This window comes from Formosa sp. S-31 (assembly GCF_051172795.1).
Taxonomy (GTDB): domain Bacteria; phylum Bacteroidota; class Bacteroidia; order Flavobacteriales; family Flavobacteriaceae; genus Formosa.
The window spans coordinates 129,881-144,995 of the sequence record NZ_JAENDK010000003.1; the positions used below are offsets into that span (position 1 = coordinate 129,881).

The window sequence follows — 15,115 nt, forward strand, 5'->3', positions numbered from 1 at the left end:
AACTTTTTGTTTGTATTAATTTCCTAACTCAGGGTTAAGATCAATGTAGTTTTGAAAAACAGGATACACATAAGCAGCACTTCCTGGTTCTAAGCTATATGAGTTCCCTTTAAATTCGCGAGTTATAGTATTACGATACCTGTCTTCCAGATTTAATCGCTTTTGGTCGAACCATCTAAAACCACGTCCTACAAACTCTTTACGGCGTTCTGCAATAACAAAATCTAATGCATCAGTAGCATTACTTGCTGATACCACATAATCAGCTCCTTCTGTAAATCTTGATTTTCTAAGCGCATTTAATTGTTCCATCCCAGTTTCAATATTCCCGGTTCGCACATTACACTCAGCTGCTATTAAATACATTTCAGGAACTGACGGCCCTACATTAATACCATTTGAGTAACTGTAAACATTTAACGCAAATGCACGCCCTTCAAAAACAGGGTAAAAGTTATTACCACTAGCGGTATAAACATCGAACCTGACATCTTCCGTTTCAAAACTACTCAGTAACTCCGGAGAAATTGCAATTCCTCTATACATATTCAATAATTTTTTACTGAAAATAACTTCCGGATTTTGCAATACTGGAGGATATCCATAAGGGTTAAATTTATACGTAGCTAAACTTAATAAGGTATTTTGCAACTTTAATACTTGCTCTGCATTAAATAATGCCAGCTCATAATTACCCATATACAAATAGGTTCTTGCTAAAAGCGCATAAACAGCTGCTTTAGAAGGTAAAGCATTAAACTCTGGCAAATCTGAAAGGTTATATGTTAATGCACTTTGTAAATCTGAAATAATCTGATTATACACTTCATTTACGGTAGCTCGCTCTAAAGACACATATAAATCAGGTGTTAATAATAAAGGCACTGCTTTTTCATTCAAGGTATTTTGTCCATCAAATTGAGGCCCGTATACATTTACTAGTTGCAAATAAGCAAATGCTCTATGCACATAGGCTTCCGCAATAATTTCTTCTTTTTCTGCATTAGTCCCATTTTCGCTTTCCATTACGCCGTCTATCATTACATTAGCATAATAAATAGCTAAATATAAATTTGACCAATCTGAATCTCCCTGACTTTCGTTATAAATTGTAGGCTGCCAGGTATAAGCATTAGCCCAAATATCTGTAATCTGAGCTTGATAGCTTTCACTAAATTCGGCATCATCACTTCCTAGAAGATGAATCCCACCGGCATTACCCATATTCATATAATTATTAGCCAAACCTCTATAGTCTGATGTATATTTTAATACCCGACTGTTACCTTCTGGTTCAATCTCCACATAATCTCTGCAAGAACTTAAAAAACAAGTTATTCCTGCAATAAACGCTATATATTTAAAAATTTTCATTTTTTATTTTTTTTAATTACAGGTTAAAATCCTAGGTTAAATTGTAAAGTATAATTACGTTCTGGCGGTAATGTATTATAGTTATTTGTAGCTAAATACATAGGATCAATATCTTGATCGTTTTTACGCCAAAGAATACCTAAATTTCTTGCTGCGAAAGACACACTTACAGATTTAAACCATGTCTTTTCTAAAAACTCTGCAGGCAAATTATAAGCTAAAGACACTTGCTGCAACCTAATATTATCTGCAGGTAACACATTAATATCTGCTCTTTGAAAACGATTAATACTATTGTAATTTACATTAGCCAACCCAGGAACATCAGTAAAAACTTCATCACCAGGGTTCATCCATCGATTTGCTACTATAGATTCCTTACTTATACTTGTTCCATAATAGGCCCCTGCATATGTAGGATAATTTTGTAAAACTGAATTTTGAAAAACGTGTCCCATGTAATATGTCATACGTACATCTACAGAAAAGTTTTTGTACGAAAAGGTGTTAAAGAAACCTCCAAAATAAGGCGCCTGTGTAGTCCCCATATACACTAGATCTTCTGTTTCTACATCTGCAATCCCTCTTGAAGAATCAAGAATTTCACCATTAGCTTTATAAATCTGAGATTGTCCTAATTCATCTAAACCTGCCCAACGGTAAGCATAAACACTTGCAAGACTTTCCCCCGTTTTCTGTAATCCAGACAAATAATCGTTTACAGTTTCTGCTTTAAATCGGGAATCGGTTACTTCATTTGTATTGTATGAGAAGTTAAAAGTACTTGACCATCTGAAATCACCTTCAAAAATAATTCCAGTTAATCCTAACTCAAAACCATGCCCTTCAAGAGTTCCTGTATTATATTGTAAATAACTAAATCCGTAAGTTGGGTTAAAAGGCACATTGGTTAAAATATCCTCTGATTTTTTATAATACAAATCGGCATTTCCATTCAATCTACTGTTAAACAAACTGAAATCTAATCCAAAGTTTAAAGATGTAGTAGTTTCCCACTTTAATTGAGAATTTTCTGGATTAGATATACTGGTTATAGGCAACTGTGTATCGTAATCTAAATACCCTAAACTTATTAAAGCACTACTGTTACCCAAACCTCCGGTTGGAGAACTTCCAGATTTTCCATAAGTTACTCTGGCACTTAAATTATTTAACCAATACGATGTATTTAAGAAATTCTCCTTGCTTATATCCCATTTAACACCTGTTGACCATAATGGTAAAGCTCTGTTCTTTTTTGATGCACCTAATAGATTATAATCATCAAATCTAAAACTTCCAGATACATGATATTTATTTTTATAAGAATAACTTCCTAAACTATAATACGATAAAAATCTGCTTCTGTATTTAGAAATACTAGTATCATAGCTTCCTATAAATGTTTGCCAACCATATACCGTATTATAATATTCGGTAGGGTTTACAGACTGTGAGGTATTGGTATCTATATCGTAACCAAAACGCGTTTGAGAAGATTCCTCTCTATATTCTTCTCTAATCTCTGAACCTGCTACAAAATTTAGCTGATGATATTGACTAAACTCCTTATTCACATTAAATTGAAAACGTAAACTCTGACTATTATTTTTAGAATCCGTTGCATAATATCTAGCTCCTAACGGTAATCCATAAACCAAATCCTGAGTGTAAAAATCTAAAATGGTTGCTTCGTTAATAGAATTTCTCGAAAAATAACTTTCCAGCTCATTTAAGGTTATTCTTTTATTTTTAATAGAGTTATACATTCCAGAACCTTCAACACTTAACCAGTCTGTAATAGTTGCGGTAAGTTTAGCGTTTAATCTGACGTTATTTCCTTTTGTTTTATTATTCGAATACCCCAGCTCATCAAGGTAGTTATAGGTCCATGGTAAATATCCCTGATCCTCAAACCCCTGAATAACTTCTGGTCTAAACATTAAATATTTATTTAATCCTCTACCTTGGTTATCCGCAATCATATCATACGGCCTTAAAGATGAAAGCGCCACATTAGATAAGGCTTCATTAGCCGTGTTATTTTCGTTATAATCAGATTTTAAATAATTCACACCTGTTTCCAGAGTTAAAAAAGGTTTTAATTTGGTATTATTATTTACTGTAACAGAATACGATTGCGAATTATTAGAGCGCATTACAGCACTATTTTTATTATAGCCGGTAGATATAAAATACGTATTAATATCGTTACCTCCAGAAACAGAGAAATCGTATTGCTGAGAAACACTGTTTCTCAATAAGTATTTATTTATCTGACTTTGATTATTTCTATTAGAAATTTCGTTTAATAGACGATCTCTTTCTTCCAGACTGATTTCTCCACGTTGCGCCTTAAACATAACCTCCTGCACTTCACTTGGATTTTTCGCCTGCCAGTTATAACTGTTATCCGTAAGGAAACCTCTATCAACCATCTCCTTTTCAAAATCAACATACTCTGCAGTTGACATTTGTCTTAATTTATCAAGGCTTATTTTATTTCCAATTGTAGTAGCTGTACTAAAGTTTATCACCGGGGCTTTAGAAACCTTCCCGTTTTTGGTTTTAATAACAATTACTCCATTTGCAGCCCTTGACCCCCAGATTGCAGCAGCTGCAGCATCTTTTAACACACTAATACTCTCAATATCTTCTGCATTTAAATAACTAAGTATCGAAGATCCCTGAAATGATTTTTTACTAAACTTAAAATCATTTTCTGGCATTGGAAAACCGTCTATAACAACTAAAGGTGGGGTAGCACTATAATTATTGGTACCACGAATTGACATGGTTCCTGTTCTTACATCTACTTTTAATCCCGGAACCTCTCCTTCTAATCTTGAGTTTATATCTATTGTCGGTGTTTTTTCAATAGTCTCTGCAGTCACAACGTCAAAAGATCCCGTTGCTCTTTCCTTAGGTATATCTGTATACCCATTAGACCCCACAATACTAACTTCTTTTAATTGAGTTAATTCCTCCTCCATTTTCACTTCTATAAAAGTTCTGTTATTAACAGGGATACTTAAGGTTTTATAGCCTAAAGACGAAAATATTAAGGTATCGTTAGAAGAAGCTTCTATATTAAAATCTCCTTTTTCTCTGGTAATATCCCATCTGTTTTTAGATTTTAACAAAACGGTAACTCCTGGCATAGCCATACCTAGTGGATCTTTCACAACACCTTCTACCTTTAATTGTTGTTGTAATTTAGCAGCAGGTACTATAATTATTAAATCATTCTCTAAACGTTTAAGGTTGTAATTATCACCAAGCATTTCTAAAACAACTTGCGTAAGTTCTTTATCCTTAACGTTTAGCTTTATTTTTTTATTAACATCAACAACATCATAATTGTAGAAGAATTCTACACCAGTTGTTTTAGTTAATGTTTCTAATATTTCATGAATAGATGAATTATTCATGCTTAAGGTTACTTTCTGCGAAAAAGCAAAACCTGTTATATTAAAAAAGATGATTAATAGGATTAAGGTTTTTCTCATGAGATTAAGAAATTGATCCCAATAGCGAGTTTGCCTTCTAAGAGGGATCTTAGAAAATTTATTTTTCATACATTTGGATGTTTAGTTTTTTAATTTAATTACATGCGGTTAAAACGACTGAACGTCTTAACACCGGAAAATGTTGGCGCATTTTCTGGTGTATTTTATTAATATATCTCTACTTCATTTCTGTTATTTTTTACGGTTATTTTATATTTAATTTCTGCGGTTTGACTAATTATGTCTAATAAATAATTTAGGGTTTTATCTTTCATTACCATCCCCTTAAATCGCTTGGTTTTTAAAGTTTCATCTTTAAATCGAACATCAAAATTGTACCATCTAGACATTTTCCTTAATATATTATCCAGAGATTCATCATCAAAATAGAAGCTTCCATCTTTCCAAGAACTATAAATTTTAGCATCAACAGCAGTTACACTGTATTTTTGCGATAAATTTTCATTATAAAATACCTGCTGATTTGGATGTAACACTATATTTTTCTCAGAATTTCCTTCTAGGTCCGTTTCCTGAATATTAACCTGTACCTTCCCTTCAATTAAAGTGGTAATAAAATCAATTTCATCTTCATATGCGCTTATATTAAAATGAGTTCCTAACACTTTAACATTCCCATATTGTGTATTAACAATAAATGGTTTCTGCTCATCCTTAAAAACTTCAAAATAGGCTTCTCCATAAACTAACTCTACTGTTCTTGGTTCTTCATTTGAAAATGTTTCAGGATATTTTAATTGAGTCTCAGAATTTAACCAGACTTTAGTTCCGTCTGATAGTTCTAAGTAAAACTGGCCTCCTGTAGGAATAGTTAAATAATTAAACACTAAATCCTCAAGACCTGTCTCTTTATCGTAAACCAATGCTGTTCCGCTACTGTGTATATTATTTTTATTAAAAGAAGTTCCCTTACCTAAAACCACTTCTTCACCATCTCCCAAAGTCAGCCTTGCCTGATCACTACCTGGTAATATTATCGAATTAATATTTTGCTCTGTGATATTTGTTTCAATAACATTCTTTTTTGCAACTAGAAAGGGAGCACTTAACAGAGCTACAACTAAAACAGCCGCTGCATAGTAAAGAAACTTGTTAGGAAGCATAAACACTCCTGATTTAGACTTCTGCTTAGTATTTATATTTAAAGGCGTCTGTAGCTGAGATACAATGTGTTTCCAGGCTTTGTCTTTATTAAGTTTTCTACTTAATCCTAATTGCCTTGAACGTTTATAAATTTGAAGATTCTCTATAAAGAATATTTCATTCTCTTTTGATTTAGAAATCCAGTCCTTTAAAACCTGTAAGTTCTCCTGACTAATTTCTTGAGTAGCATATTCTAAAATTAAAACTTGTATATCGCGTTTTTTTATATCCATTATTCACCTCTTGTACTTATTAAATAACAAAAAGTTAAAATGGGTGACAAAAATTTAAAGTTTTTTTTTTTAAACTAATAATAAATAAACAATTAAATCTAAAGATTCCCGAAGTTTTTTCAATGCCCTAGAGTAATGAGTTTTTACAGTATTCACAGATATATCTAACTGTTCTGCTACTTCCTTATATTTTAAATTATCAAATACTATAGCTTTAAAAACTTCTTTGCTTTTATCTGGTAAAGTCTCAATTTGTTGTAAAAGTTTTTGTCTACTTTCTTCTATTGACAAATCTTCTTGATCTTCTTCTATTAAAGATTCAACCTGAGCCTCCAGCTCTTCGAAGTAAATTTTTTTATACTTTTGAATTAGCTGTAAAGAATTGTTTTTAACTGCCCTAAAAAGATAAGGGCTTATGGCTGTATCTAATTTCAAATAGATTTTATCATCCCAGAATTTAACAAATAATTCCTGAACTATATCTTCAGCCGCGTCATAAGAATCACAAAATTTCAGAGCATAAATACATAACGGCATATAATACAAATCAAACAATTCCTTATAACCGGAAGCATCTCCTCCCTTTAATTTCTTTAGGATATTTAAATCATAATCACGCATCATTAGTAAAAACTTAATATACTTTTCAATAAAATATCGCGCTAATATATAATTTAAAGTTAAGACAAGGATAAACGTATACTAAAGTAGACAGATTACTATTTATTTTTTTAAATAATTCAAAATAGAACGCTATTTACAAACAATTTATCATCATTTTTATAGAAAAAAGGAGCTTTCAAAGTTATAGTTCAAATTATCTAAAACTATTTAAAGGCATAAAAATTGAACTATTTTCATATCAAAATACAGTTTTATGCCATCCGCTAAAGTTTGCTTATTTCTTACAATATGAGACCTCCCTGTAATATTATATGTTAAAATATATAAATGACCTTTTATGGTATTTTTTTGTTTTCCAAAGTAGACAAAGCCTGTAAACCAAAATGACTACAAATTGTATTATCCTAGCATAAGGTTACTACATCTTAGACCTTCATAAAAACTACATTCCCCGTGTTAACATCGTAAGACGCTGATCTTCCATATCTATCCTTGGGCACATTATTTACAGGTAAGTGTCTGCCTCCTAATATTAAGTTTTTAAGTTCTCCTATATCTTTTTTAGAAGCTGGTTTATTCTCGGTTGGTGTCCACATAGATTTTAACATGTCGTATGAAAGATTACCTGCCATGTTATTTCCCACACCTGCCAAAGACATCCCTTGCTTTTCAGGACTAGCTTCCTTTGTTTATTCTCTTAAAAAGAGAAATAAATTAAGAAATAATCTTGCTCACGATTTTTATTTTGACATTAAAAATAGAATTATGGTCTTCTGACATATTAGAATATCTGAAAAGAGAGAAATACACCCGATTTACTTACAGAACAAAAATCGTTCACGCATTTTAAATCTTATCAATAAATACATTAGAATTAGAAGAAGAAAAAACTGTAGCTAACAATAATGGCTATTTTTAATTGAGGTTAAATCCCTAAGCGAAATTCAACACATTTTTGCTATCTTCGGACAGTGTCGGAAAGAATTCTGCAGATTTCTCCGTAACGAAATCATAGCCGATAACGTTGCCTATATTACTAAAAACGAACTATAAAGAATGATTGTACCTGTAGAAAATATTGTTGAAACTGTTGATTTAACAGCTGATGACGTTCTATTACCAATGATGGAATGTATAGTAAATTCTGTTATTAGCTTGCAACAATCGGACAAACCAGATGATCAAAAAATTATTCAAGTAAAAATAATTCGAGGTAATACACCAAAACAAACAAACTTCGAAAATATAAAAACTATTGAAAGCTTTATTATTACTGATAATGGAATTGGTTTCAACGCTAAAAATTACAAATCATTTGAAACACCTTTCTCAAAAATAAATAAAAAATTTGGTTGCAAAGGCATCGGTAGATTTACAGTTTTGGCTGCATTTGAAAACTTAAAAACAAGAAGTAACTATTTCGAAAATGGAAATTGGCATTATAGAGAATTTGAATTTAACTCGAATGATGAACTCAAACCAATAAAATTCGAGATTTCTGACAAACCGGAATCAAAAACAACTGTTGAATTAAGTAACTGCTTTAATGAAATAATTAAAGAAAAATCTGCTTTATCATTAAATCAGATTTCAGAAAAAATTATGGAACATTGTTTAATTTATTACCTAAATGATTCCTTACCCAGTATCGTCGTTTATGATGAAGACGGCAAAGAAGCAGAATACATTAATGACCTTTTTGAAAGAGTTTCAAAAGAAAAAGAAAGAACATTTACTGTAAAAAATCATCCTTTCAAAATTTTCATTACTAAAACACTAAAAGAGGGAAATAGAAAAAACAATTATGTTTCTTATTGTGCGAACTCACGAGTGGTTGGTAATCCAAAAAATATTAAAAATTTTAATAGCCTATTTAATTATCCAATTTCTAAAAACGGTAATTTATATTTTTTAGATGTTTATGTAGTGTCTGAATATTTAAATCAAAAAGTGTTTAGCACTAGAAACGGGTTTAATATTCCAAAAGAAAACGAAAATCTACTGTTTGACAATTCGGAACAAGTTACATTCCAAGATATTGAAGAAAAACTAACGGAAGTTTTAGAAGATGAATATAACCAATTTGTAAAAGACGCTAAAATTAAAAGTCAAAAGCAAATAGAAAATTACATTATTGACAATGCTCCTAGATACAGGAGTTTTTTAAAAAATCCTGCAATTTTAGATTCTATTCCACCAAATCTTTCGGAAGATAAACTAGAAGAACATTTATATAAAATTTCATATTCGGCACGTAAAAAAGTTGAAAAACATATAGAAAAATTCATTTCGGAAAAACATATTAATGAAGATTCAATTGAGAAGATAAAAGATGATCTAAGAGAAAAAACTGCGTACGACATTGACAGTTTAGCGGATTATATGACTAGGCGTAAAGCAATAATCCAATTGTTCGAGAAATTTTTAGATGCTGATGAAGAAGGTAAATATAAATTAGAAGAAGATGTTCACAACATAATTTTCCCAATGGGTTTGACAAATGATCAAACTTCATACGAGAACCATAATCTATGGCTATTGGACGAAAGGTTTATTAATTATAAGTTTATCGCTTCAGATAAATCCATAACATCTTTTTCACAGAAGAAAAGTAGTAAAGAACCTGATTTACTTTTGACAGATACCCCAGAAATGTTTGATAATCCAATTAGTTTTGGAAATAGAAGTGCAGGAGATGTCAATTCAATGGTAATTTTTGAGTTTAAGCGTCCAGGAGAGATTGCTCATCAGAAAAACAAAGGAGATTATAGATGGCAATTCTCTGATTTAGTGGAACCCTATTTTGATGAATTTCTTTACAAACAAGACAAAAAAAATTATAAAGGAAATCACGTTATAATAACGGAAAACACCCCAAAATTTGGATTCATAGTATTAGACGTAATTCCACCACTTTTAGCGAAATTTAACGAAGGAAAAGGATGGAAAAAAACTCCATTTGGAACTTATTACAAAATTCAGTCTGAATTAAATATGCATATTGAAGTTATGACATTTAGAAAATTATTAGATATAGCCCAAAATAGACATAGTGCATTTTTTGACAAACTTTTCGCATAAACATAAAAGCATTTTAGACATGTGGGCTGCCCCAAAATACTGAACTATTTAAACTTTTAAAAAATCTATTTAAATAACCGACACTCCCTCATATTTCACCTCATTCACAATGGTTTTAACATTACTATTTACTTTAGGACTAAACAAATCTTTGCTTACAGAATGAATTTTAATCATACTTTCAGGATACTCAAAATTAATAGTTTCTAAAATTTCAGAGTCTGAAATGGTAGAATCCAACCAGTTATTAATATTTTCTGTATCTAATATTAATGGTTGTCTTTTTTTAACATTGTGTACTTTAGCTAGCAAAGGAGAGGCCTGCTTAGTGATGATTGCAAAAGTAATATAAGTACCAATTAAGGTATAAATGCCCGCCAATGCCAATGGTTCATTTTTTATATTTTGAATATAAAAAGGAAATTTCTTGTTTTGATATTCATGGGGGTCAAAGTAACCATTTATAGGAATTATACAGCGTTGGTTTCGAATAACACGTTTATAAATAAAATGATTAAACAATTTTTCTGCCCTGGCATTTAAACCACCTCCATATGGAATAGCTTCTTTATAATAAGATTTTATTTCATCGGGAGATTTATCCTCAGGAACTATCCCCCAAACTCCTGGAGCCAATACTTCAGGATATTGTTGTGGGATAACTAACATATTTGGATGAGAAAAGCCATTAAGATGATATTGAGGTTTACGCATTACCGGTCGGATTCTTTCATCACTAATTTTAACCTTAAACTTTCTTTCCCAATATTCTGGTTCTTCCCAGACAGAAATATGAAAACACATAATATTACAATTAACTACTTAAAGATAGCACATTTATCCGTCGAAAACCATCATACACAAATAGTTAACCTTTACTCACCTCTCGGATCTGCAATCACCCCTAATTTCCGACTCCAAATAATATCCAGACTGCAGAAATCGAAATCAGACGTTACGGTACCGTAACAGGCATACACGCCAATTCCGTAGATTGGATATTGGTGTACGACTTTCGTGAAGTGTACCGTGTCGAAATAATGCCCTTCCTGGTCAGTGAATGTACAAAAGCGAATGCGTTTGCCCTGTGACGTTTTATGAAATCGGGTGTTGACTAGTACACCGTATATCAATACCTTTTTATTGATGTGGTACTTTAGGTCTTTGGCTTTAATGTGTGGTTGCAGGCTTTCGTTTATCAGACTAAAATAGGAACACAAGGGAAAACCCAGTAATTCAATTTGGTCGTAGGCATCTTCTATGATCGAGGTTTGCAAACTTGGCAAGACAAACGTTTTTTGTTGTGGTTTAAAAAGTTTAGACTGTACAGTTTTCGCTTTGTTCGCATTGCATTTAAAAATAGCTTGCCATAGCAGTTCTGTTTTTGGTTGCCCTGTAAACCGCAATGCATCAATTCGAATGAGAATAGTGAGTTGTTCGATGCTAATAGCAACACGATCTATGACATCGGCTAAAGACGTGAATGTGCCATTGAAATTCCGTTCTGTCAAGAGGCGTTTTATCACCAAGGTTTCCAGACTTTTTAGATAGCCTAAACCCAAGTAAATCGTTTTACCTTTAATGATGTTGTAATGTTCGCTGGTATTGATACAAGGTGGCTGTACCTCTGCTCCCCACATTTTAGCTTCATGAATATAATGTTCGGCGCTGTAAAAACCGCCACCATTATTGAGTACCGCCACCATAAACTCTAAGGGATAGTAGCATTTTAAATACAGACTTTGATAACTTTCCACCGCATAGGATGCGGAATGCCCTTTAGCAAAGGCATAACCCGCGAAGCTTTTAATTTGATTCCATACCGTCATGGTGAGCTCGTCTGGATAGCCTTTCGCTTTACAGTTATTAATAAATTTTTCTTCTACAGCAACAAATTCTTCTCTAGAACGGAACTTACCACTCATACCACGGCGAAGTACATCGGCCTCTCCTAAGGTTAAATCAGCAAACTGGTTGGCGACTTTTAACACATCTTCCTGATAGACCATAATACCATAGGTTTCCGGCATAATCTCCAAGAGTTTAGGATTGGCTTGTTTTCGCGTTTCAGGGTAACGTTGACGTTTGATGTATTCCTGCTTCATACCCGAACTGGACACCCCTGGACGGATAATGGAACTCGCAGCTACGAGTCCGATATAATCCTGTGTTTGCAACTTTTGCATGAGACCACGCATAGCTGGCGATTCCACGTAATACGCACCAATAGCTCTTCCACTTTTTAATAGCTCATTGATATTACGATCCTTTTTTAATTGTTCCACTTGCGTAATATCAATTGGCGGTACTTCTGGACGGTTGTAATGTATGATCTCAATAGCTTCTTTAATTTTTGCTAAGCCACGTTGCCCAAGGATGTCGAATTTAAAGATACCGGTATCTTCTGCTATAATCATATCGAATTGTACCGTTGGGAAACCTTTCGGCGGCAAATCGGTTGCTGAATAATAATGAATGGGTTCTTGTAAAATTAGGATGCCACAAGAATGCACACTTAAATGGTTGGGAAAACCTTGAATAAGCCTGCTATATTTGATCACCAGACAGGACATCTCGTCTAAAGCTTGTGTCTGGTGTTTATCAGCCGCTAGTTTATCAATTTCCTCTTTGGGCAATCCGAATACCTTTCCCAATTCACGAACGACTGCTCGATATTTAAATGTGTTGTAAGTTGCCAACAAAGCCACATTATTGAACCGCTTAAAAATATACTGCGTAATATCCTCACGGTCTTTCCACGAAAAGTCGATATCGAAATCTGGTGGCGATGCCCTAAAGGGATTAATAAAGCGCTCAAAATACAAATCCAGTTCTATGGGGTCTACATCGGTGATCCCGATAATATAGGCTACAATACTATTTGCACCACTACCCCGCCCTACATGAATATAGCCTTGGGATTTAGCATAACTTATAATGTCGTAATTAATGAGAAAGTACGACACAAAATCCATGGTCTTTATAGTTTGCAGTTCGGTTTGTAATCGCGTTTTCACTTTAGCATTAGGCTTACTGTAGCGTTTGGAAAGCTTATCGCTACACAATTTTTCCAGGTATTCAAAGTCAGCTGCTTTAGACTCTAAATAGGTTTGCTGATTTTGAGAAATGCGATTAGGTCCAAAAGTGAAATGGATGTGACATTGCTCCAGAAGTTGCTTGGTGTTTTCTATAATAAATGGGAAATCTGCAAACGCTTGTTCCAATTCTGAAAGCGGAAGCATGATATCGTTTGGATTACACTCTTCCGTTTTTTGAAGTTTGCTCAAAAGGGTGTTATTATCGATGGCCCGGAGTAAACGATGAGCGTTAAAATCGCGTTTATTTCGAACCGTTACTTGCTGTTGAATGACTAATTTATCTGTGAACTGAATGTATTTGGTAAATCGGAGTTTTCGAAGTTCTGTTATCGAAACACCGATGAATTCATTGGCTTTAAAATTGGTTTTATCCTGTTCTAAAACTGCTTCAAACGGGTAAATAATGTAGGCATTGTTTAATTCTGGTGCTTGGTTTGGAACGCTTTGTTTGTTATGACTATATGTTGATAATAATGTGTTTAATTCTTGAAAACCTAAATTATTCCTGGCAATTCCCACAAAATGTTGAGTGGCACCGTTTCTAAAATCAATGCCGACAACTGGTTTGATATTGTACTCGGACGCTTTTCTAATGAAATTTAAACACGCCGAAGTATTGTTGATATCGGTTAACACCAAAGTATGTACGCTATGTATTTGTGCTAATTCTAATAGCTCAATTTCAGAAAACGTTCCAAAACGCAAAGAATAGTATGTATGGCAATTGAGATACATTGCTATATGTGTAACTTTTATAGGTATTACTGTGTACGATGCGCTAAAACAATAGGAGGTTCGCCATTAAAGGGATTCTGTGTTCCACCAATGTTTTTTGCTCCTAAGGCTGATGCTTTTTGGATGCTATGTTCACCAAATCGATTTCTGATTTTATCCATCGCATTGTAAAGGTTGAGCATCTCTTCGGTATCGTCGAAAAGATTAATTTGATAATTACCAGATACCAGATTACTCAATTTCACACCTACCAAACGGATTAACAAGCGACGTTGATAGAGGTTCTCGAACAATTCCACCAACCGAGGAGTAATCACATGGTCGGCATTGGAATACGGGATTTGCATTTGTTTGGAATAGGTGTTGAAATCGGAATAACGGATTTTTACACTAATACAAGCCGCTAGTTTATTACCTTTTCGCAGCTGATATACTAAACTTTCTGCCATAGCGAAAATGGTAGTGCGGAGTTTATCTATATCGATGGTATCTTTTCCAAAGGTGCGTTCCATAGAAATAGATTTACGTTCGTGAAATGGAATCAGCGGCGGATTATCAATACCCAAAGCGCGTTTCCAGATGGTACGTCCGTTAACGCCTAATACACTGGTAAGCATTTCCACAGGCATTTGCTGAATGACACTGATTTTATCGATCCCCAGATTACGTAAAGTCTGATACGTTTTGGTTCCTACAGATGGAATTTTCTGAATAGCTAACGGTGCTAAAAATGCCTTTTCATACCCATGCCCTATTTGTAATTTATTATTAGGCTTAGCTTCTCCTGTAGCCACTTTAGAGACGATTTTATTGGATGAAAGTCCGAATGAAATAGGTAATCCGGTTTCTTTTATAATGGTTGATCTTAATTCCGACGCGTATTTATAGCAGCCAAAAAACTTGTCCATACCCGTTAAATCGGCATAAAATTCATCGATGCTCGCTTTTTCAAAAACAGGTACTTTTTCTTTAATTATGTCTGTTACCTGATGTGAATATTTTGAATATAACGAGGCATTGCCACGAATAACCACGGCCTCAGGACAGAGTCGTCGAGCCACTTTCATAGACATGCCCGAATGCACACCAAATTTTCTCGTCTCATAACTACAAGCCGATACCACACCGCGATCTCCTGTGCCACCAACCAAAATTGGTCGTTTTTGTAAACGACTATCTATAAGTCGTTCACAAGACACAAAAAAGGTATCGAGATCCATATGTAGTATATTTTTATTCATGCTACAAAATTAGTTACATATACAACCATTTATTGCTTACATTTGTAGCAAAATCT

General features: G+C 33.4%; 9 protein-coding genes. 1 reads left to right on the forward strand and 8 read right to left on the reverse strand.

Features of this window, described 5'->3' with window-relative positions; genetic code table 11:
* Positions 1-15 precede the first annotated feature (15 nt).
* The 5 genes from I3217_RS05075 to I3217_RS05095 form a co-directional block, all read right to left on the reverse strand.
* Complete coding sequence (locus I3217_RS05075) at positions 16-1,374, reverse strand: RagB/SusD family nutrient uptake outer membrane protein (protein WP_435048664.1); 1,359 nt, start codon at positions 1,372-1,374, stop codon at positions 16-18.
* Positions 1,375-1,397: 23 nt separating this feature from the next.
* Positions 1,398-4,805: a SusC/RagA family TonB-linked outer membrane protein gene (locus tag I3217_RS05080; protein ID WP_435048665.1), complete on the reverse strand. Its 3,408-nt coding sequence runs from the start codon at positions 4,803-4,805 to the stop codon at positions 1,398-1,400.
* A gap of 245 nt (positions 4,806-5,050) precedes the next feature.
* On the reverse strand, positions 5,051-6,280 hold the full coding sequence (locus tag I3217_RS05085) for a FecR family protein (RefSeq protein WP_435048666.1): 1,230 nt from the start codon (positions 6,278-6,280) through the stop codon (positions 5,051-5,053).
* A gap of 69 nt (positions 6,281-6,349) precedes the next feature.
* On the reverse strand, positions 6,350-6,904 hold the full coding sequence (locus I3217_RS05090; RefSeq protein ID WP_435048667.1) for an RNA polymerase sigma factor: 555 nt from the start codon (positions 6,902-6,904) through the stop codon (positions 6,350-6,352).
* 425 nt (positions 6,905-7,329) lie between these two features.
* The gene (locus tag I3217_RS05095; RefSeq protein ID WP_435048668.1) at positions 7,330-7,563 is read right to left on the reverse strand and encodes a hypothetical protein; all 234 of its coding nucleotides are present in this window, start codon (positions 7,561-7,563) and stop codon (positions 7,330-7,332) included.
* A 397-nt stretch (positions 7,564-7,960) separates the two neighbouring features.
* On the opposite strand from I3217_RS05095, the gene I3217_RS05100 reads away from it, so the two are divergent.
* Positions 7,961-9,985 (forward strand): hypothetical protein, encoded by a 2,025-nt coding sequence (locus I3217_RS05100; RefSeq protein WP_435048669.1) that lies wholly within the window; start codon positions 7,961-7,963, stop codon positions 9,983-9,985.
* Between the two features lie 69 nt (positions 9,986-10,054).
* Here I3217_RS05100 and I3217_RS05105 read toward each other — a convergent pair whose 3' ends face one another.
* The 3 genes from I3217_RS05105 to dinB all read right to left on the reverse strand — a co-directional run bounded on the left by I3217_RS05105 (position 10,055) and on the right by dinB (position 15,059).
* Positions 10,055-10,789: an SOS response-associated peptidase gene (locus I3217_RS05105; protein WP_435048670.1), complete on the reverse strand. Its 735-nt coding sequence runs from the start codon at positions 10,787-10,789 to the stop codon at positions 10,055-10,057.
* A gap of 71 nt (positions 10,790-10,860) precedes the next feature.
* The gene (locus I3217_RS05110) at positions 10,861-13,818 is read right to left on the reverse strand and encodes a DNA polymerase III subunit alpha (RefSeq protein ID WP_435048671.1); all 2,958 of its coding nucleotides are present in this window, start codon (positions 13,816-13,818) and stop codon (positions 10,861-10,863) included.
* 26 nt (positions 13,819-13,844) lie between these two features.
* Positions 13,845-15,059 (reverse strand): DNA polymerase IV, encoded by a 1,215-nt coding sequence (gene dinB / locus I3217_RS05115; protein WP_435048672.1) that lies wholly within the window; start codon positions 15,057-15,059, stop codon positions 13,845-13,847.
* Positions 15,060-15,115: the final 56 nt, after the last annotated feature.